Here is an 18,120-nt window from a genome sequence, read left to right on the forward strand (position 1 = left end):
GACCACTCAGGCTGCCCGCGGGCGGCCGTCATCGAAAGGCGATAGCCCATGGCTGTCAAGATCAAGCTCACCAGGCTCGGCAAGATCCGCAACCCCCAGTACCGCATCATCGTCGCCGATGCCCGCACCCGTCGTGACGGCCGCGCCATCGAGAACGTCGGCAAGTACCACCCGAAGGAGGAGCCCTCGCTGATCGAGGTGAACTCCGAGCGCGTGCAGTACTGGCTGAGCGTCGGCGCGCAGCCCACCGAGCCCGTGCAGCGCCTGCTGGAGATCACCGGTGACTGGCAGAAGTTCAAGGGCCTGCCGGGCGCCGAGGGCACGCTGAAGACCAAGGCGCCCAAGCCGTCGAAGCTGGATCTGTTCAACGCCGCGCTGGCCGCCGCCGACAACGAGCCGGTCGCCGAGGCCGTCACCCCCAAGAAGAAGGCCGCGAAGAAGGACGCCGAGGCGGAGGCACCGGCCGAGGCCGGGGCCGAGTAAATGAGCGCCGTTGTTGCCGATGCCGTGGAACATCTGGTTCGCGGCATCGTCGCCAATCCCGACGACGTTCGCGTCGAGCTGATCACCAGCCGCCGCGGCCGCACGGTCGAGGTGCACGTGCACCCGGACGACCTGGGCAAGGTGATCGGGCGCGGCGGCCGCACGGCGACCGCGCTGCGCACGCTCGTGTCCGGGATCGGCGGCCGGGGCATCCGGGTCGACGTCGTCGACACCGATCAGTAGCGGGCGCGGAGCGCCTCCGCTGAAGGGCGGCGGTGGGGACGAGGTGGCAGATGGAACTTGTTGTCGGGCGCGTTGCCAAATCGCACGGGGTGCGCGGTGAGCTCGTCGTGGAGGTCCGCACCGACGAACCTGATCTGCGTTTCGCCCACGGCGCCGTCCTGAAGGGGCGGCTGCCGCGGGCGACGGCGGTCCGGGACTACACGGTCGAATCGGCTCGGGAACATTCGGGGCGGCTCCTGGTCCGGCTGCAGGGCATTGCGGACCGGGCCGAGGCGGATGCGTTGCGCGGCATGGTTTTTCTGGTCGACACCGACGATCTGCCGCCCTCGGAGGATCCCGAGGAGTTCTACGACCATGAGCTCGAGGGACTGTCGGTCCGGCTGGCCGACGGCACCGTCGTCGGCACCGTGGACGAGGTACTGCATTCGGCTGCGGGAGAACTGCTTTCGGTGCGCGCGGCGGCGAGTTTCGACGGCGTGGATGCCGCGCAGCCGGGCCGGGAGATCCTGATTCCGTTCGTCACCGCGATCGTGCCCACCGTATCGGTCGCCGAGGGCCTGGTCGTCATCGATCCGCCCGAGGGACTGCTCGACAAGGAGTAGAGCGATGCCCGAGGACGTCGGGGACTCTTCCGCAGCACTGCGCATCGACGTGGTCACGATCTTCCCCGAATACCTCGAGCCGATGCGAACCGCGTTGCTGGGCAAGGCGATCGACAAGGGCCTGATCGAACTCGGCGTGCACGATCTGCGTCGCTGGACCCACGACGTGCACAAGGCCGTGGACGATTCGCCCTACGGCGGCGGCCCCGGCATGGTCATGAAACCCACGGTGTGGGGCGATGCGCTCGACGAGGTCTGTCCCGACGACGCGCTGCTGGTGGTGCCCACCCCCGCGGGAATTCCGTTCACGCAGGCCACCGCGCGCCGATGGTCCGGAGAACGTCATCTGGTCTTCGCCTGCGGCCGCTACGAGGGTATCGATCAGCGCGTCTTCGACGACGCGGCTCGTCGCGTCCGCGTCGAGGAGGTCAGCATCGGCGATTACGTCCTGATCGGTGGCGAGGCGGCGGTCCTGGTGATGACCGAGGCCGTGGTCCGCCTGCGCCCCGGCGTCCTGGGCAATCAGCAGTCCCACGAACAGGATTCGTTCTCCGACGGCCTGCTCGAGGGCCCCAGCTACACCCGACCGGTCACCTGGCGCGGCCTGGACGTCCCGGAGATCCTGCTGTCCGGCAATCACGCGAGGATCGATGCCTGGCGGCACGAACAGGCACTGTCCCGCACTCGTGAACGCCGCCCGGACCTGCTACCGCCGGAATGAGTTCCGGGGCCCCCGGTACTTGTTCCGGATCGGCCAGTTCGGCCCCCAGGACCACCTCCCGATTCGCCGCTGCGCCGCGGACAGGCGTTCGGCATCGCGTCCGACCGGGACGATGTTCCGTCCGGTCGCGGCGAGTCGGCGAGCGATGGCCTCTCCGATGCCGCCGGTCGCCCCGGTGACGACCGTGCTCTGGACTCCGGCGGGGTGGAGGCGGTGACGTTCTGGGTTCCTCGGCCCGCCGGATCTGACGCCGAGCGGGGAGCGCGCACCCCGTAACGGCATAGCACAACGGGTACGGCTGATCGAAAAGGGTGCGGCTGTGGTCGATTCGGCGCGGGGCTGTGGCTACCTGTCGGGGTTCGGCGGTAGTGTCTGCGGGCGTGACGACAGCCTCCGAAACCGTCAGCAGCGAATCCGGCAGCAACGATGCCGTCAACACGACCGCCGTCGGCGGCGATGCCGCCGGTGCCGCGCCGGGTGGGACCGCGCCGGTCCACCTGGCCAGCGTCGGCCGTCGCCTCGCCGACGAGCTGAACGTGCGGGACGAGCAGGTGCGTGCCGCGGTCGAACTACTCGACGGCGGATCCACCGTGCCCTTCATCGCCCGTTACCGCAAGGAGGTCACCGGCGGTCTGGACGATGCGCAGTTGCGCCAGCTCGAGGAGCGGCTGCACTACCTGCGCGAGCTGGACGAGCGTCGCACCTCGATCCTGGAATCCATTCGCGGCCAGGGCAAACTCGACGCCGCGCTGGAGCAGCAGATCATGCTGGCCGAGACCAAGGCCCGGCTCGAGGACATCTACCTGCCCTACAAGCCCAAGCGCCGCACCAAGGCCCAGATCGCTCGCGAGGCCGGTCACGAGCCGGTGGCCGACGCGCTGATCGGCGATCCGACCACCGATCCGGCCCAGTACACCGCCGAGCAACTCGACGGCGCCCGCGCGATCCTGGTGGAACGTTTCGCCGAGGACGCCGACCTCGTCGGCGAGCTGCGTGAGCTGATGTGGAACCGCGGTCAGGTCACCTCCCAGGTGCGCGCGGGTAAACAGGAGGCCGGTGCGAAATTCGCCGACTACTTCGAATTCAGCGAACCGTTCGACACGCTGCCCTCGCACCGCATCCTGGCGCTGTTGCGCGGGGAGAAGGAAGAGGTGCTCACCCTGCACCTCGAGCCCGACGCCCAGGAGCCCGAAGATGGTGAGCGCACCATCTTCGAGGGCCGCATCGCGCTGAAATTCGGTATCGCCGACCAGGGCCGTCCGGCCGACACCTGGCTGCTGGACACCGTGCGCTGGGCGTGGCGGACCAAGCTGCAGGTCAGCCTCGGCATCGATATCCGGATGCGGCTGCGGCAGTCCGCCGAGAAGGACGCGGTCGACGTCTTCGCCAACAACCTGCGCGATCTGCTGCTGGCCGCGCCCGCGGGCACCCGCACAACGATGGGCCTGGACCCTGGCTACCGCACCGGCGTCAAGGTGGCCGTGGTCGACGCCACCGGCAAGGCGGTGGCCACCGAGGTCATCTATCCGCACAAGCCGCAGGGCCAGACCGAGAAATCGCTGGCCGTGCTCGCCGCACTCGTCGCCCGGTTCAACGTGGAGCTCATCGCGATCGGCAACGGCACCGCCTCGCGTGAGACCGATGCCCTTGCCACAGAACTGATCTCGCGCATCCCGGAGAACAAGCCCACCAAGATCGTGGTGTCCGAGGCGGGCGCGTCGGTCTACTCGGCCTCTGCCTACGCCTCGCAGGAACTCCCCGATATGGACGTCTCGCTGCGCGGCGCGGTCTCCATCGCGCGCCGCCTGCAGGATCCGCTGGCCGAACTCGTGAAGATCGATCCCAAGTCCATCGGCGTCGGCCAGTACCAGCACGACGTCTCCGAGACGTTGCTGGCCCGCTCGCTGGGCGCGGTGGTCGAGGATGCGGTGAACGCGGTCGGCGTGGATGTGAACACCGCCTCGGTGCCGCTGCTGTCGCGAGTGTCGGGCATCGCCTCGTCGGTCGCGGAATCCATTGTGGCGCATCGTGATCAGAACGGCCCGTTCCGCAACCGCAGTGCGCTGCTGAAGGTGCCGCGACTGGGCCCCAAGGCATTCGAGCAGTGCGCGGGCTTCCTGCGCATCCGCGGCGGCGACGATCCGCTGGACACCTCCGCGGTACACCCGGAGGCCTATCCGGTCGTGCGGCGCATGCTCGAATCCACCGGCCGCGACGTGGCCGGGCTGATCGGCAACACAACTGTGCTGCGCGCGCTGCGACCCGGCGAATTCACCGATGAGCGCTTCGGTGTGCCCACCGTGACCGACATCATCACCGAACTGGAGAAGCCCGGCCGCGACCCGCGCCCGGAGTTCAAGACCGCCGAATTCGCGGCCGGAATCGAGAAGGTCGCGGACCTGCAGCCGGGCATGGTGCTCGAGGGAGTGGTCACCAATGTGGCCGCCTTCGGGGCCTTCATCGACATCGGCGTGCACCAGGACGGCCTGGTGCACGTCTCGGCCATGTCGCACAATTTCGTCAAGGATCCGCGCGAGATCGTGAAGTCCGGCGATGTGGTGCGGGTCAAGGTGCTCGAGGTCGACGTCGCCCGTCAGCGCATCGGTCTGTCGCTGCGGCTGGACGACGAGCCCGGCGCGGGCAAGCCCGAGCGCGGCGATTCGCGTCCGCGGCAGCAGGGCGGCCAGCGCGGCGGCGGCAATCCGCGTCAGCAGGGCCGCAATCAGCAGGGTGGCCAACAGGGCGGGCAGCAGGGACGTCAGCAGGGCCAGGGCCGGAACCAGCAGCGCCGCAACGCATCCGAGCCGACCGGGGCGATGGCCGACGCGCTGCGTCGCGCCGGATTCGGCAGGTAGGCTCCTCCGAGTACCCGGCGGGCCGGCCCCGGTGGTCCGCATCTGTCGCGATGCGCTCTGCCGGGGCCTCGCGGTGCTGCACAATGTGGCTGGGTGGGTGAATGCGGGTCCGGATCCGGTGGCGCTCGCGCGCCTGGGCGCGGAGATGACGGGACATGGCAGATATGCGACGGTGGCTGGACGAGACCGTGGTCACGCACGGTCGCCTGCCGCTGCTGTGTTTCCTGCTCGGCTTCATCGTCGGATTCCTGCTGATCCGGCTCAGTGTCCGGTTGATTCGCAAACGGGTGCGCTGGTGGCCCGGCAATCTCCGCGCGGGTGATGTGCACATCCACCACATGGTGTTCGGCGTGGTGCTGGTGCTGCTGTCCGGAATCGGCCTGGTCACCGTCTACAACAGCGGGGTCGGCACGGTCAGCGCGCTGGCCTCGGTCTTCGGGCTCGGCGCGGCCCTGGTCCTGGACGAATTCGCGCTCATCTACTATCTGCGCGACGTCTACTGGGAGGAACAGGGCCGCACCTCGGTCGACGCGGTCTTCGTCGCCCTGGCGGTGACCGGACTGCTCCTGCTGGGTTTTCATCCGCTGTGGCTGCTGGACGTCGGGAATATCCGGCACGATCACAGCCCGACGGGCCGGACCTTCCTGAGCCTGTTCGCCGTGGTGAATCTGATGCTGGCCGCCATCGTCATCGCCAAGGGCAAGATCTGGACCGGACTGTTCGGTATGTTCTTCCTGCCGCTGCTGCTCGTCGGGGCGCTGCGGCTGAGCAGGCCCGGTGCGCCGTGGGCGCGCTGGCGGTATGCCGAACGCCCGCGGCTGATGCAGCGGGCGGTCCGGCGCGAACGCCGCTATCGGCGGCCGGTTATCCGCGCGAAGATCTTCGTCCAGGATCTGATCGCCGGGAAGCCTGATGCCGTGGCGCATATGCGGGTCGCGGCCGAGGAGGAGTTGGCCCGCACAGTGGTGCCCGCGCCCGCGCCGCCGCATCCGATCGGGCAGTCCCTGCCGAGAATTCCCGGTCACGGCCGCCGGACTGGGGTCGATTAACGGCCGGGCGCGCGGATCTGGCACAATAATCGGGTTGCCCTGGGCAGTCGGCCCAGCGCACCGCCCATAATCCGGAGCACGAACCGGTCGAGCGCCCAGTGCGCGCCGCCAGGTTCCTCTGTTCGCGCGAACTCCACAAGGACGGAAATGAACACCCTCGACTTCGTCGATGAAAAGTCGCTGCGCAGCGACGTCCCCGCCTTCCGGCCGGGTGACACGATCAATGTGCACGTGAAGGTCATCGAAGGTAACAAGGAGCGCATCCAGGTCTTCAAGGGCGCCGTGATCCGGCGTCAGGGTGGCGGCATCCGTGAGACCTTCACGGTCCGCAAGGTTTCCTTCGGTGTCGGTGTCGAGCGCACCTTCCCGGTGCACAGCCCCAACATCGATCACATCGATGTGGTGACCCGCGGTGACGTCCGCCGGGCCAAGCTGTACTACCTGCGCGATCTGCGCGGCAAGGCCGCCAAGATCAAGGAAAAGCGCTGAGGCGTATCCCCGCTGACGGGACCAGGTTGTTCGAAAAGCCTCCGGCCGTTCGGTCGGAGGTTTTTCCTGTTCTCAGGCTCTTTTCGTATTCTCAGCGGATCGATCCGCCCGCGAATACGAAGTACGGCTAGGTTGTTCGTCGTGACGCGGGACAGCGAGATGGAGAGCGAATCCGACGACGGGCGGCCAGGCGGATTCACGCCGCGCCGGTCACGGGGGGACAAGTCGCGGGGGAAGCGACGCAAGAAGCAGAAGAAGCAGCGTCCATTCTGGCAGGAGTTGCCGATTCTGATCGTGATCGCGGCGGTGATCGCGGCGTTGGTGGTGACGTTCATCGGTCGGCCGTACGTGATTCCGTCGGAGTCGATGGAGCCGACGCTGCACGGTTGCGCCACCTGTGTCGGGGACCGGATCTACGTCGAGAAGCTCAGTTACGACTTCGGCGATCCGAAGCCGGGCGATGTGGTGGTGTTCAAGTCGCCGAGCAGTTCCTGGGACGAGGGCTACCATTCGACGCGTTCGAGCAACGCCGTCGTCAGGGGGATCGAGAATTTCTTCTCGTTCTTCGGGCTCGTGCCGCCGGATGAGAACGATCTGGTGAAGCGGGTGATCGCGGTGGGCGGTCAGACCGTACAGTGCTGTGATGCGCAGGGCCGGGTGCTGGTCGACGGCAAACCGCTCGACGAGCCCTATGCCCACTACGTGTACCCGTATCAGCCGGGTCTGCAGTTCGCGGTCAAGACCGCGATGGGCGTCTCGACGAACCCGGCGGGTCGGGAGTTCGGCCCGATCAAGGTCCCCGAGGGCAATCTGTGGGTGATGGGGGACAACCGCAACGACTCGCTCGACTCGCGCGGTCATATCGACGATCAGTACACCGGCACGGTCCCGGTCAAGAATGTGCGCGGTAAAGCGGTGTTCAAGATCTGGCCGCTGACGCGGATCGGGCCGGTGCGATCGCAGAACCCCCAGACGAACTGAGTGCGTCGCGCCGAACGCGTTGCCGCACTTGTCGACATCCCGGTCACCGCCGCTGATGTGGTCGGGATAACCTGTTCGGCGTGGCAGACGAATTCGACTCGAGGGCGTCGACCGGGGTAGACGACGACGGTGCGAGCGCGCCGGTGCCGCGCCGTCGGCGATCGCGGGGGAAGAAGCAGAAGAAGCAGCGGCCGTTCTGGCAGGAGTTGCCGATTCTGATCGTGATCGCGGCGGTGATCGCGGCGTTGGTGGTGACGTTCATCGGTCGGCCGTACGTGATTCCGTCGCAGTCGATGGAGCCGACGCTGCACGGTTGCCCCGGCTGTACGGGCGACCGGATCTACGTCGAGAAATTGACGTACGACTTCAGCGACCCCGAACCGGGCGATGTGATCGTCTTCGTCGGCCCGAGCGGATCGTGGAACAAGGAGTACCACACGAACCGCTCCAGCAACGTCGTCATGCGCGGCGTGCAGGACTTCTTCTCCTTCTTCGGGCTCGTGCCCCCGGATGAGAACGACCTGGTCAAGCGGGTGATCGCGGTGGGCGGTCAGACCGTGCAGTGCTGTGATGCCCAAGGCCGGGTGCTGGTCGACGGCAAACCGCTCGACGAGCCCTACGCCCGGTACCTGTACCCGTACCAGGCCGGTCTGCCGTTCGCGGTCAAGACGCCGATGGGGCTGTCGATCAACCCGATCGGGCGGGAGTTCGGGCCGGTGAAGGTGCCCGAAGGCAATCTGTGGGTGATGGGCGACAACCGCAACGAATCCGCCGACTCACGCGCGCATCAGGACGACGAGTTCTCCGGCACGGTCCCGGTGAAGGATGTGCGCGGTAAAGCGGTGTTCAAGATCTGGCCGCCGGGCCGGATCGGGCCGGTGCGATCGCAGGATCCCCAGACGAACTGATCGCCGCGCCGGGCGCCGAGGCGGCCCGGCGGATACGGCTGGGAAGAGCGAACGGATAATCGAACGGTGGGTGCAGTGGCGCGCAACGGGCAACGAGCCGGGGACTGGCCGCCGCGAGTGGTGATGCGCAAGGCCGGCGGTCTGCGCACGCTCGAGGCGGCGCTGATTCGCAGTGGTCTCGGGCCGGTCGCCGGGGTCGACGAGGCAGGGCGGGGATGTTGTGCGGGTCCGCTGGTGGTGGCGGCCTGCCTGCTCGCGCCCAAGGCCTACGACTCCCTCGCCGGCCTGGACGATTCCAAGAAGCTCACCGAGGCCGCTCGCGAAGAGCTGTTCCCGATCATCGAGCGCCGGGCCCTGGCCTGGCAGGTGGTGGTGATTCCGGCCTGGGAGATCGATGCGATCGGCATCCACGTCGCCAATATCGAGGGGATGCGGCGTGCGGTGGCCGGGTTGGATCAGCGGCCCGGCTACGTGCTCACCGACGGTTTCAAGGTGCCCGGCATCGCGGCGCCCTCACTGCCGGTGATCGGCGGGGATGCGACGGCGGCGTGTATCGCCGCGGCCAGCATTCTGGCCAAGGTGACCAGGGATCGGATGATGGTCGCGCTGGACGGGCGACTGCCCGGTTACGGATTCGCGGCGCACAAGGGGTACAACACGCCCGAACATATCGCGGCGCTGGACCGTCTCGGCCCCAGCAGTGAGCATCGCCGGAGCTGGCGCAATGTGCGGATGATCGGCGGGGGCGAGGCAGAGCCCGTCCGTCGCCCCGGTGCGGGAGCGAGGCGGTTGGCTACCGACGCCGCACATGCGAGATGATTGTCAGGACACGCACTATGGCGAGCCCGCGGGGGCGGCGTCGTGAATTAGGAGGACTTTCCACCAGATGAGTGCCGAGGACCTCGAGAAGTACGAAACCGAGATGGAACTCTCGCTGTATCGGGAGTACAAGGACATCGTCGGCCAGTTCTCGTACGTGGTGGAGACCGAACGCCGCTTCTACCTGGCCAATTCCGTCGAACTACGCCCGCAGAACGCCGACGGCGAGGTGTATTTCGAAGTGCGCATGTCCGATGCCTGGGTGTGGGACATGTACCGGCCGGCTCGCTTCGTCAAGCATGTTCGCGTCATCACCTTCAAGGACGTGAACATCGAGGAGCTGGAGAAGCCGGACCTCCGTCTGCCCGAGTAACCGCCCCTGGCCCGGACGCGGGGTTCTGTCGCCGGGGCGTGCCGCGCGGTGAATGGTGGGGTCTGTGTTCGCGTCATTCCGGGCGAATTACGTTGCGCGGCAATCGTTCACATCGGCGAGCGTGTGTTTGCGCGATCCGCGTGTCGTTGGCGTGTTGTCCACACGCGGGGGTTATCCACAGGCTTTCTTTTTCCGCAGGTCGGCGGAAACGCGCAGGAGTGTCGCCGGACCATCCTGACCGGGTGGCACATAATCTGGCGCTCGGCGCACACGGGGAAGAGCTGGCGGCACAGTATCTGCGTGCCGCCGGGATGGATATCGTCGAACGAAACTGGCGCTGCCGGTACGGCGAGCTGGATCTGATCGCACGCGATGCGGAAGTGACCGCATTCGTCGAGGTGAAGACCCGTTCGGGCCTGAGATTCGGCATCCCGGCCGAGGCGGTGACCTTCACCAAGCAGCAGCGCATCAGACGATTGGCGCTGCTGTGGCTCAACGAGCAGCAGGGGCCGTGGCGGCAGATCCGCTTCGACGTGGTGTCGGTGCTGGTGAAATCCGGGTCCGACCCGGTCATCGAACATCTGAAAGCGGTGTTCTGATGGCGCTGGGCCGAGCGTTCTCCGTGGCGGTGACCGGGGTGGACGGGCAGTTGGTGGAGATCGAGGCCGATATCGGCCAGGGGCTGCCGTCGATACATCTGGTCGGGCTGCCCGACACCACCCTGAACGAATCCCGCGACAGAGTGCGGGCCGCGGTGACCAATTCGGGGGAGAAATGGCCGGACGGCCGGGTCATCCTGGCATTGTCGCCGGCGACGCTGCCCAAGGTCGGCAGCGTCTACGACCTGGCGCTGGCCGCCGCGGTGCTGGATGCGGGGGACGCGGTTCCGTCGGTGCGGCTGGCAGGTTCGGTGCTGCTGGGTGAACTGGCGTTGGACGGGCGCGTCCGGCGGGCGAGAGGGGTGCTTCCCGCGGTGCTCGCCGCGCGGGCCGCGGGTCGCACCACGGTCGTGGTGCCCGAATCCGCGCTCGCCGAGGCGAGTCTGGTCGACGGGATCACGGTGCTCGGCGCGGCCACCCTGCGCGAGTTGATCGACTGGTTGCGTGGTGACGGGGAGTTGCGTCCGCCCGTGGGCGCGCTGCCCTCGTCCGAGCGACCCTGCGGTGATCTGAACGAGGTCATCGGTCAGGACGAGGCTCGCTGGGCACTGGAGGTCGCCGCCGCGGGCGGCCATCACGTCCTGCTGACCGGGCCGCCCGGAATCGGCAAAACCATGTTGGCGCAACGTCTTCCGAGTCTGCTGCCGATGCTGACCGAGCGGGAGGCGCTGGAGGTGACGGCGATCCATTCGGTAGCGGGCATTCTGCCGGGCGATCATCCGCTGATCACCGTCCCGCCGTTCGTGGCGCCGCATCATTCGACCTCGGTGAGCGCGATGGTCGGCGGCGGGTCGGGTTCGGCGCGGCCGGGCGCGGTGAGCCGCGCGCATTGCGGAGTGCTTTTCCTGGACGAGTGCGCCGAGATCGGCGCCAAGGTGCTCGAAGCGCTGCGAACTCCGTTGGAGGAGGGGGAGATCCGCATCGCCAGGCGCGACGGCGTGGCCCGCTATCCGGCGCGTTTCCAACTGGTGCTGGCGGCGAACCCCTGTCCGTGTGCGCCCGCGCGTGATGTCGATTGCATCTGCGCACCGCTGGCGCGGCGGCGTTATCTCGGAAAGTTGTCCGGGCCGCTGATGGATCGCATCGATATCTGGGTGCGGATGCACGGACAGGCTTCCGGTGCGTTCGCCTCCTCGGAGGCCGAGAGCAGTGCGGTCGTGCGCGGCCGGGTCGAGGCGGCGCGCAAGGTGGCCGCGAAGCGTTGGCAGGAGTACGGCTGGACCACCAACGCGGAGGTCCCCGGACATACTCTGCGCCAACGTTTCCGGCTGCCGAGCGAGGCGCTGGTCCCGGTCGAGAACGCGCTGCGGCAGGGCCGGATGTCCGCCCGCGGCGCTGATCGGGCCATCCGGGTCGCCTGGACCATCTGTGACCTGCGCGGCGGCGAGAAGCCCGGCACCCAGGACGTGATGCAGGCGCTGAACTTCCGGCAACGGGGTGCGGCATGAGCGCGGGGGAGCAGCGGCCGCGCATGGAATCGGCGTCCAGCGAATCCGACGATGCCGCGGCGGCAGGCCAGGATCCGACCTCGAACCGATGCGACGAAGTCGGACGTGTCGTGATGCTTGACGAATTGACGTCCCACGATGGTGACGCTGTGGAAGCGGCGGTGCGTGAGAAGTTGACGTTGCGTGATGGTGCTGAGGAAGCGGTGCTCAGTGAATACGACTGTGCCGGTGTGGCGGCGCGTGCAGAACTGAACTCCGGCGGTCGTGATGCCATCCGGACGTCGGCGTCCGGCGAACCGAATTCCATCGACCGTGACCATGCCGGGGTGGTGGCAGTGCGTGCGGAACCGGAGTCCAAAGGCCGCGACGAGGCTGGTGAGGCAGCTCCGAGTGTGGAACTGATCGTCGGTGCCCGCGACGCTTCGGAAGCGGTGGCGGTGTGTGGCGAGCCGACCTGGTCGGATCGTGACAACGTCGGGGAGACGGGAGATTTCGCGGTCTACGCGGATGATGAGCGGCGGTTGGCATGGGTGTATCTCTCGAGGGTCGTGCAGGGGCCGTGTTCGGCGTTGTCCGCGTTGATCGAACGGGTCGGTGTGGTCGAGGCCGCGCGGGCGGTTCGGGAGTGCGATCTGCCGGAGTCGTTGCGCGGGCCGACCGAGCTGCGGCGTGGAACCGATTGTGCTGAAAGGGATTTGGAGAGCATTCTGGGGTCGGGTGGGCGCGTGATCACGCCCGATGATCCGGAGTGGCCCGCTTGGCGGATGCTGGGGCTCGGCCAGCTCGACCCGGCCCGAGACCCGGGGGCAGCGGTCCCGCTCGTGCTGTGGGCACGAGGGCCGCGGTCGTTGCTGACCGCCAGTGAGCAGGCTCTGGCCGTGGTGGGTGCGCGATGCAGCACCGGCTACGGCGAGCGGGTCACCGCCGAAATCGTCGGCGATCTGGCGGCGCGCGGCTGGACGATCGTCTCCGGAGCCGCCTTCGGGATCGACGGCGCCGCCCATCGCGCCGCACTGGCCAGCGGTGCGCCGACGATCGCGGTCGTGGCCTGCGGTGTGGACCGGCCCTATCCGGCCGCGCACGCGCGCCTGCTCGCCGAGATCGCCGAAACCGGACTGGTGGTCAGCGAATATCCACCCGGCACCACCGCGCACAAACATCACTTTCTGGCGAGGAATCGGATCATCGCGGCCTTGGCCGACGGTGTGCTGGTCGTCGAGGCGGGGTTGCGCAGCGGCGCGCGCAACACCGTGAAATGGGCTCGCCGACTGGGTCGTCCGGCATTGGCGGTCCCCGGCCCGGTCACCTCGGCCTCGTCCGTGGGCTGTCATCGGATGATCCGGGAAGGCGAGGCCGTGCTGGTCGGCCGAGCCGAGGAGATCATCGACGAGGCGGGCCCACTGCACCTGTCCCTGCCCGCCGACACACCCACCTCGGAGCGATCCCTCGATGGCGACGAGGCTCTCGTTTATGCCGCCCTGCCCAGGACCGGCGCCCGAATCCCGCTCGAACTGTCCGGCGAGTCCGGGCTCCCGCTCCCATCCGTCCGCGCCGCGCTGGCGGCTCTCGACCTCGCTGGGTTGGTCGGCTGCGATGAGTCCGGCTGGTTCAGAACAACCCGGGCAGGTCGATAGCGATGGCCGTAGTTCGGCAGCTTGCCGGATGAAAGAAGGGGGATATTCGAGTTCGCCGGCTTGCGCGTTGACGGCGCTGGATGTACGGCGCAGGCCAGTCGCTGCCCGCGGCGAATGTGGCAGGCGGGCAGGCGAAATAGTGGTTGATCCGGGGGAGCAGTTCCGGGTGCGGCCTTTCGATGCGGCGCCACAACCCGGCATGGGGTCGACCGGACGCGGTCACCAGTGCTTTGCGGTTGGGTGGTGCGGATCGGCGGCGAATGCGGTGCGGTGACTTGTCAGTTGGCCGGGTGTCGGTGAATGTGGAGGGTATGGATGCACTGCCCGAGGATCTGGAGGCGTTGTTGCTGGAGTACAGCCGGCATCTGAGGCTCGGGCGCAATCGGTCCGCGCATACGGTGCGGGCGTATCTGGGCGATGCGCGGTCGCTGCTGCTGCATTTGTGTTCTCGGGCGGCCGATTCCGGGGTGAGTGAGATCGATCTGCCGTTGCTGCGGTCCTGGCTGTCCGAGCAGTCGGTGGCCGGGGCGGCGCGCACCACGATGGCGCGGCGCGCGTCGGCGGCGCGCACCTTCACCGGCTGGCTCACCCACACCGGGCGGTTGGCGATCGATCCGGGACCGCGTCTGGGGTCGGCGCGGGCACACCGGGTCCTGCCCGCGGTGCTCGGTCGCGACCAGGCTGCCGATGTCATGGACGCCGCGCAATCCGGTGCGGCGCAACATGATCCGATGGCGCTGCGGGACAGGCTGATCGTCGAGCTGCTCTACGCGACGGGTATCCGGGTGAGCGAGCTGTGCGGGCTCGACATCGACGATATCGACCGGGAACGCCGCCTGGTCCGCGTACTCGGGAAGGGCAACAAGGAGCGCGCGGTCCCCTTCGGCGTGCCCGCCGACGAGGCGCTCGAGAGCTGGCTGCGTTCGGGCCGCCCGGCTTTCGCCGCGGCCGAGTCCGGTCGTGCGCTGCTGCTGGGCCGCCGCGGCCGCCGCCTGGACCAACGTCAGGCCAGAACCGTTGTGCACGAGGTCGTTTCGGCGATCCCCGGAGCTCCGGATCTGGGTCCGCACGGCCTGCGGCACACCGCCGCCACCCACCTGCTCGAGGGCGGCGCGGACCTGCGCATCGTCCAGGAACTCCTCGGCCACGCCAGCATGGCCACCACCCAGCTCTACACCCACGTCTCCGTCGAACGCCTACGAAAGGTTCATGACCAGGCCCATCCCCGCGCCTGACCCACCGCCACCCCGCCGGAAACATGCTCGACTGGAATACCACCGGGGACGTACCGTCGCACACATACCGGCAGATCCGATCATCGAGCCGCTTCCTCGGCGACGTCCATGCGTGGCAGGTCTTGCCGGAGATCATGGGCGTCCCCGTTGCGGAATAGCAGTTCTGTCCGGCACTGTGCGGCGTCCCGTTGGGCAATGGTGGCTTTGCCCGCGCCGTTGTGCGACTGCGGCTTTGCCCGGCACTGTGCCGCGCCACCGGTGTGCGGTGAGGGTTCTGCCTGTCACCGTGGGTCGTCATTGCTGCACGACGGTCGGCCGACACTCGGCCATCGCCGTGCACCGATCGCTGGTGGGGACCGAAGACCGGTCGGCGATCTGGGTGCTTCCGATTACGTTGGCAGACTGCGTATTCCGGGTCAGGCGGGCCGGATGGCGTCGACGTATTTCCCGGCGATGTAGCTCTGCAGCAGGCGGGTCACCGGGCCGCCGAGGCGGGTGTACCAGGTTCCGGGGCGGGAGAAGGCGGCGATCAGGCCGTGGACCGAATCGTCGGCGGGGTCGTATTCGACGGCGAACAGTTCCTCGCCGATCTCGGGGTGGCCCGGCAGGGTGCCGTAGGCGAAGCCGCGGCGATTCGGCTCGTTCAGGACGTAGACGACGCGGCAGGGGGCGGTGATCGCCAGCGGGCCGATGCCCAGGCGGACAGTCAGTGCGGTGCCCGGAGCCGCGGACGGTGTGCTCGCCGAGCCGAAGATGCCGGTGCCGCGCTGCATGCGATAGGTCAGGACCTCCTCGGCCGCCGACTCGAAGAGGGTGCGGCCCGTGCCGATCCGCCGTCGCAGCCGGAAATGGTGATAACCGGCCGGGAATTCCCGGTTCGTCGCACCGGTTTCGGGATAGGTGAAGGGTGGGGCATCGGGGTGGTCAGCCATCCACCCATCCTGGCCGACGGCACGGGTACCCGGTTCAATTACTATTCAATGATATATCCCGAGCTATCGGCGATAGTTCATGCTAATCTGCCTTAGGTAATCCTAATAACTGGAGGTGCCTTGTGGCTCGTACACCGTTGTCCTTCGTCGTCCGGCGCACCGAACGCCTCACCGACCATCTGATCCGCGTCCACCTGGGCGGCCCCGGATTCGCGGCATTCACGCCCAACGGTTTCACCGACGCCTACGTCAAACTGCAGATCCCGGGTCCGGACGGCCCCGCCACGCGGACCTACACGGTCCGCTCGATCGATCCCGAACTCGAACAGATCGCCATCGATTTCGTCTATCACGGCGCCGAGGGGCTGGCGGGTCCGTGGGCCGCCGCGGCACAGCCGGGCGATGAACTCGTACTGATGGGTCCCGGCGGCGCCTACGCGCCGAAACCCGATGTCGACTGGCATCTGCTCGCCGGCGACGAATCGGCGCTACCGGCCATCTCGGTCGCCTGCGCCGCGCTGCCCGAGCACGCGGTGGGCCGGGTCTTCATCGAGATCGCCGGTCCCGCGGACGAATTGGACTTCCCCCGGCCCGCGGGCGTGGAGCTGGACTGGGTGCACCGCGGCGACCGCGAGCCCGGCGTCGCCCTCGCCGAGGCCGTGCTCGCGGCACCGTGGCGCGACGGGCAGGTCCAGGTCTTCATTCACGGTGAGGCTCAGGTCGTCATGCACGAACTGCGGCCCTACATCCGCAAGGAGCGTGGCGTCCCGGCCGACCGCGCCTCGATCTCGGGCTACTGGCGACGCGGCCGCACCGAGGAGACCTTCCGGCAGTGGAAGCGCGAACTGGCCGAGCGCGAGGGCGCGCCGACCGGCGCGCGGCGGTAGCGCCCGGTCACGGTGGCTGCCCCGGCTCCGGTCGCACCGGTTTGAGCCGTAGCGGCGCGAGGCGGATCAGCCCGAGCGGATCGAGATACTCGCGCCCGCGCCGCAGCCCCCAGTGCAGGCAGGCGGCGGCGCATCCCGGATGTCCGGCCTCCAGCACGCCGAGAACCTCGCCGCGAAATACCTTGCGCCCCATCGCAACCGATGCGCGCACCGGTTCGTAGGTGGTCCGCAGCCCGCCGTCGTGATCCACCGACACCACCGGCTTCCCGGCCACCTGGCCCGCGAAAACCACGAACCCGTCCCCGGCCGCGAGGACCGGCTGCCCGGCGACGCCGCCCAGATCGACTCCGCGATGTCCGGGCAGCCAATCGTGCACGGGCCGGTCGAATCGCCGCAGTATCGGCGGCCGTGGGTGCAGCGGCCAGTCGAATCCCCCGGGCCCGGCCTCGGCCCGGGGCATGGGCAGCAGCATCGGCAGTACCAGCCAGCCCAGGACGATCGCGATGATCCGGCGCATACCTCCACGGTGCGGGGCGCGATCGTGTCGCGGAAGCCCGCCTTCGGCGAGTGTGGACAACTTCGGCGATGTGAATGCCCACGTCTTCGGATTCGCTGTTCGACAGATCCGCTGCTCGAGCGATTTCGTTTGCCCGACAGACCCATCGCTCGAGCCCCTCAACACCCCGTTTAGGAGTTCCGGTCGCAGGCTCGTAGACTGATTTCGCGGTCCGCTCAGGACCGACTTCGCGCGTCCAGCGCAACAAGCCGTCGGCTGGTCCCCGAAACGGGGTTCCGGCGGCTGTGGACGCCAGGGCAGAGGTCGCCGACCCCTGCGACAACCAGCAACGAAAGCGAGATACGCAGCCATGGCTGTCGTAACAATGAAGCAGCTGCTCGACAGCGGCGCGCACTTCGGGCATCAGACCCGCCGTTGGAACCCGAAGATGAAGCGTTTCATCTTCACCGATCGCAACGGCATCTACATCATCGACCTGCAGCAGACGCTGACCTACATCGACAAGGCGTACGAGTTCGTCAAGGAGACCGTCGCCCACGGTGGGACCGTGCTGTTCGTCGGCACCAAGAAGCAGGCGCAGGAGTCCATCGCCGCCGAGGCCACCCGCGTCGGCATGCCGTATGTGAACCAGCGCTGGCTCGGTGGCATGCTCACCAACTTCTCGACCGTCCACAAGCGGCTGCAGCGCCTGAAGGAGCTGGAGTCGATGGAGCAGACCGGCGGTTTCGAGGGTCGCACCAAGAAGGAAATCCTCATGCTCACGCGTGAGAAGAACAAGCTGGAGCGCACCCTCGGTGGCATCCGGGACATGGCCAAGGTCCCCTCGGCCATCTGGGTCGTCGACACCAACAAGGAGCACATCGCCGTCGGTGAGGCTCGCAAGCTGAACATCCCGGTCATCGCGATCCTGGACACCAACTGCGACCCCGACCTGGTCGACTACCCGATCCCGGGCAACGACGACGCGATCCGCTCGGCCGCGCTGCTGACCAAGGTCGTCGCCTCCGCCGTCGCCGAGGGTGTGCAGGCTCGCGCCGCACGTGCCTCCGGCGATGCGAAGCCCGAGGCCGGCGCCGGTGAGCCGCTCGCCGAGTGGGAGCAGGAGCTGCTTGCTCAGGCGACCCCGTCCGCCGACGAGTCCGCTGAGGCCCCGGCCGCCGAGCCGGCCACCGCCGAGAGCTGACAGCGTCCCGTGGCGGTAACGCTGGTGTTGCCGCCACACCGGATTTGTTCACCGTGCCGGCCCTTCCTGTTCGGAAGCGGTCGGCATGGTGGTGCTACGGCT

General features: G+C 68.0%; 20 protein-coding genes. 17 read left to right on the forward strand and 3 right to left on the reverse strand.

Going from position 1 to position 18,120, the window contains the following annotated elements; all coding sequences use genetic code 11:
• The first annotated feature begins 48 nt into the window (after positions 1–48).
• From rpsP to trmD, 4 genes are read left to right on the forward strand one after another with little or no spacing between them, the layout of a single operon-like run.
• Positions 49–483 (forward strand): 30S ribosomal protein S16, encoded by a 435-nt coding sequence (gene rpsP / locus NM2_RS16775; protein WP_067669574.1) that lies wholly within the window; start codon positions 49–51, stop codon positions 481–483.
• Complete coding sequence (locus NM2_RS16780; RefSeq protein ID WP_067669576.1) at positions 484–726, forward strand: RNA-binding protein; 243 nt, start codon at positions 484–486, stop codon at positions 724–726.
• A gap of 50 nt (positions 727–776) precedes the next feature.
• On the forward strand, positions 777–1,328 hold the full coding sequence (gene rimM, locus NM2_RS16785; protein WP_067669584.1) for a ribosome maturation factor RimM: 552 nt from the start codon (positions 777–779) through the stop codon (positions 1,326–1,328).
• 37 nt (positions 1,329–1,365) lie between these two features.
• Positions 1,366–2,049: a tRNA (guanosine(37)-N1)-methyltransferase TrmD gene (trmD, locus tag NM2_RS16790; RefSeq protein WP_067669694.1), complete on the forward strand. Its 684-nt coding sequence runs from the start codon at positions 1,366–1,368 to the stop codon at positions 2,047–2,049.
• Here the strand turns inward: trmD and NM2_RS47515 are convergent.
• Entirely contained in the window at positions 2,035–2,331 is a 297-nt protein-coding gene (locus NM2_RS47515; protein WP_084531094.1) for an SDR family NAD(P)-dependent oxidoreductase, read from the reverse strand. The genes trmD and NM2_RS47515 overlap by 15 nt on opposite strands.
• A 215-nt stretch (positions 2,332–2,546) precedes the next feature.
• Here NM2_RS47515 and NM2_RS16795 point away from each other — a divergent pair, with 215 nt between their 5' ends.
• The 11 genes from NM2_RS16795 to NM2_RS16845 all read left to right on the forward strand — a co-directional run bounded on the left by NM2_RS16795 (position 2,547) and on the right by NM2_RS16845 (position 14,499).
• Positions 2,547–4,904, forward strand: a complete 2,358-nt coding sequence (locus NM2_RS16795) for a Tex family protein (RefSeq protein WP_067669696.1) — start codon at positions 2,547–2,549, stop codon at positions 4,902–4,904.
• 164 nt (positions 4,905–5,068) lie between these two features.
• Entirely contained in the window at positions 5,069–5,953 is an 885-nt protein-coding gene (locus tag NM2_RS16800; protein WP_157121137.1) for a hypothetical protein, read from the forward strand.
• 147 nt (positions 5,954–6,100) lie between these two features.
• Positions 6,101–6,442, forward strand: coding sequence for a 50S ribosomal protein L19 (gene rplS / locus NM2_RS16805; RefSeq protein WP_067669586.1), 342 nt, complete (start codon positions 6,101–6,103; stop codon positions 6,440–6,442).
• Positions 6,443–6,601: 159 nt separating this feature from the next.
• Positions 6,602–7,423 (forward strand): signal peptidase I, encoded by an 822-nt coding sequence (lepB, locus tag NM2_RS16810; protein WP_067669698.1) that lies wholly within the window; start codon positions 6,602–6,604, stop codon positions 7,421–7,423.
• A 143-nt stretch (positions 7,424–7,566) separates the two neighbouring features.
• Positions 7,567–8,331 carry a signal peptidase I gene (gene lepB, locus NM2_RS16815; RefSeq protein ID WP_157121138.1) on the forward strand — a complete coding sequence of 255 codons (765 nt, stop codon included), beginning with the start codon at positions 7,567–7,569 and terminating at the stop codon, positions 8,329–8,331.
• 75 nt (positions 8,332–8,406) lie between these two features.
• Entirely contained in the window at positions 8,407–9,150 is a 744-nt protein-coding gene (locus tag NM2_RS16820; protein ID WP_281182450.1) for a ribonuclease HII, read from the forward strand.
• 67 nt (positions 9,151–9,217) lie between these two features.
• Complete coding sequence (locus tag NM2_RS16825) at positions 9,218–9,523, forward strand: DUF2469 domain-containing protein (RefSeq protein WP_011210678.1); 306 nt, start codon at positions 9,218–9,220, stop codon at positions 9,521–9,523.
• A 242-nt stretch (positions 9,524–9,765) separates the two neighbouring features.
• Positions 9,766–10,122, forward strand: coding sequence for a YraN family protein (locus NM2_RS16830; protein ID WP_067669588.1), 357 nt, complete (start codon positions 9,766–9,768; stop codon positions 10,120–10,122).
• Entirely contained in the window at positions 10,122–11,630 is a 1,509-nt protein-coding gene (locus NM2_RS16835; protein WP_067669590.1) for a YifB family Mg chelatase-like AAA ATPase, read from the forward strand. Before NM2_RS16830 ends, NM2_RS16835 begins: the two co-directional genes overlap by 1 nt.
• 521 nt (positions 11,631–12,151) lie before the next feature.
• Positions 12,152–13,264 carry a DNA-processing protein DprA gene (dprA, locus tag NM2_RS16840; RefSeq protein WP_067669702.1) on the forward strand — a complete coding sequence of 371 codons (1,113 nt, stop codon included), beginning with the start codon at positions 12,152–12,154 and terminating at the stop codon, positions 13,262–13,264.
• A gap of 311 nt (positions 13,265–13,575) precedes the next feature.
• Positions 13,576–14,499, forward strand: coding sequence for a tyrosine recombinase XerC (locus NM2_RS16845; RefSeq protein ID WP_067669592.1), 924 nt, complete (start codon positions 13,576–13,578; stop codon positions 14,497–14,499).
• Between the two features lie 416 nt (positions 14,500–14,915).
• Here NM2_RS16845 and NM2_RS16850 read toward each other — a convergent pair whose 3' ends face one another.
• The gene (locus tag NM2_RS16850) at positions 14,916–15,431 is read right to left on the reverse strand and encodes a DUF1990 domain-containing protein (RefSeq protein WP_067669599.1); all 516 of its coding nucleotides are present in this window, start codon (positions 15,429–15,431) and stop codon (positions 14,916–14,918) included.
• A gap of 122 nt (positions 15,432–15,553) precedes the next feature.
• Between NM2_RS16850 and NM2_RS16855 the strand changes: the two genes are divergently transcribed.
• Complete coding sequence (locus NM2_RS16855) at positions 15,554–16,318, forward strand: siderophore-interacting protein (protein WP_067669600.1); 765 nt, start codon at positions 15,554–15,556, stop codon at positions 16,316–16,318.
• 7 nt (positions 16,319–16,325) lie between these two features.
• Here the strand turns inward: NM2_RS16855 and NM2_RS16860 are convergent, their stop codons facing one another.
• The gene (locus tag NM2_RS16860; RefSeq protein WP_067669601.1) at positions 16,326–16,835 is read right to left on the reverse strand and encodes a M23 family metallopeptidase; all 510 of its coding nucleotides are present in this window, start codon (positions 16,833–16,835) and stop codon (positions 16,326–16,328) included.
• Positions 16,836–17,184: 349 nt separating this feature from the next.
• Here NM2_RS16860 and rpsB point away from each other — a divergent pair, with 349 nt between their 5' ends.
• Positions 17,185–18,018: a 30S ribosomal protein S2 gene (gene rpsB, locus NM2_RS16865; protein ID WP_067669602.1), complete on the forward strand. Its 834-nt coding sequence runs from the start codon at positions 17,185–17,187 to the stop codon at positions 18,016–18,018.
• The last annotated feature ends 102 nt before the right edge of the window (positions 18,019–18,120 follow it).

The sequence above is a fragment of the Nocardia miyunensis NBRC 108239 genome (assembly GCF_001613065.1).
Lineage (GTDB): Bacteria > Actinomycetota > Actinomycetes > Mycobacteriales > Mycobacteriaceae > Nocardia > Nocardia miyunensis.

Bases quoted from the DNA above. Each gene is read 5' to 3' on its own strand.
- rpsP (WP_067669574.1), top strand. From the start codon at position 49: ATGGCTGTCAAGATCAAGCTCACCAGGCTCGGCAAGATCCGCAACCCC.
- NM2_RS16780 (WP_067669576.1), top strand. From the start codon at position 484: ATGAGCGCCGTTGTTGCCGATGCCGTGGAACATCTGGTTCGCGGCATC.
- rimM (WP_067669584.1), top strand. From the start codon at position 777: ATGGAACTTGTTGTCGGGCGCGTTGCCAAATCGCACGGGGTGCGCGGT.
- NM2_RS47515 (WP_084531094.1), bottom strand. From the start codon at position 2,331: ATGCCGTTACGGGGTGCGCGCTCCCCGCTCGGCGTCAGATCCGGCGGG.
- NM2_RS16800 (WP_157121137.1), top strand. From the start codon at position 5,069: ATGCGACGGTGGCTGGACGAGACCGTGGTCACGCACGGTCGCCTGCCG.
- rplS (WP_067669586.1), top strand. From the start codon at position 6,101: ATGAACACCCTCGACTTCGTCGATGAAAAGTCGCTGCGCAGCGACGTC.
- lepB (WP_067669698.1), top strand. From the start codon at position 6,602: ATGGAGAGCGAATCCGACGACGGGCGGCCAGGCGGATTCACGCCGCGC.
- NM2_RS16825 (WP_011210678.1), top strand. From the start codon at position 9,218: ATGAGTGCCGAGGACCTCGAGAAGTACGAAACCGAGATGGAACTCTCG.
- NM2_RS16835 (WP_067669590.1), top strand. From the start codon at position 10,122: ATGGCGCTGGGCCGAGCGTTCTCCGTGGCGGTGACCGGGGTGGACGGG.
- NM2_RS16845 (WP_067669592.1), top strand. From the start codon at position 13,576: ATGGATGCACTGCCCGAGGATCTGGAGGCGTTGTTGCTGGAGTACAGC.
- NM2_RS16850 (WP_067669599.1), bottom strand. From the start codon at position 15,431: ATGGCTGACCACCCCGATGCCCCACCCTTCACCTATCCCGAAACCGGT.
- NM2_RS16860 (WP_067669601.1), bottom strand. From the start codon at position 16,835: ATGCGCCGGATCATCGCGATCGTCCTGGGCTGGCTGGTACTGCCGATG.
- rpsB (WP_067669602.1), top strand. From the start codon at position 17,185: ATGGCTGTCGTAACAATGAAGCAGCTGCTCGACAGCGGCGCGCACTTC.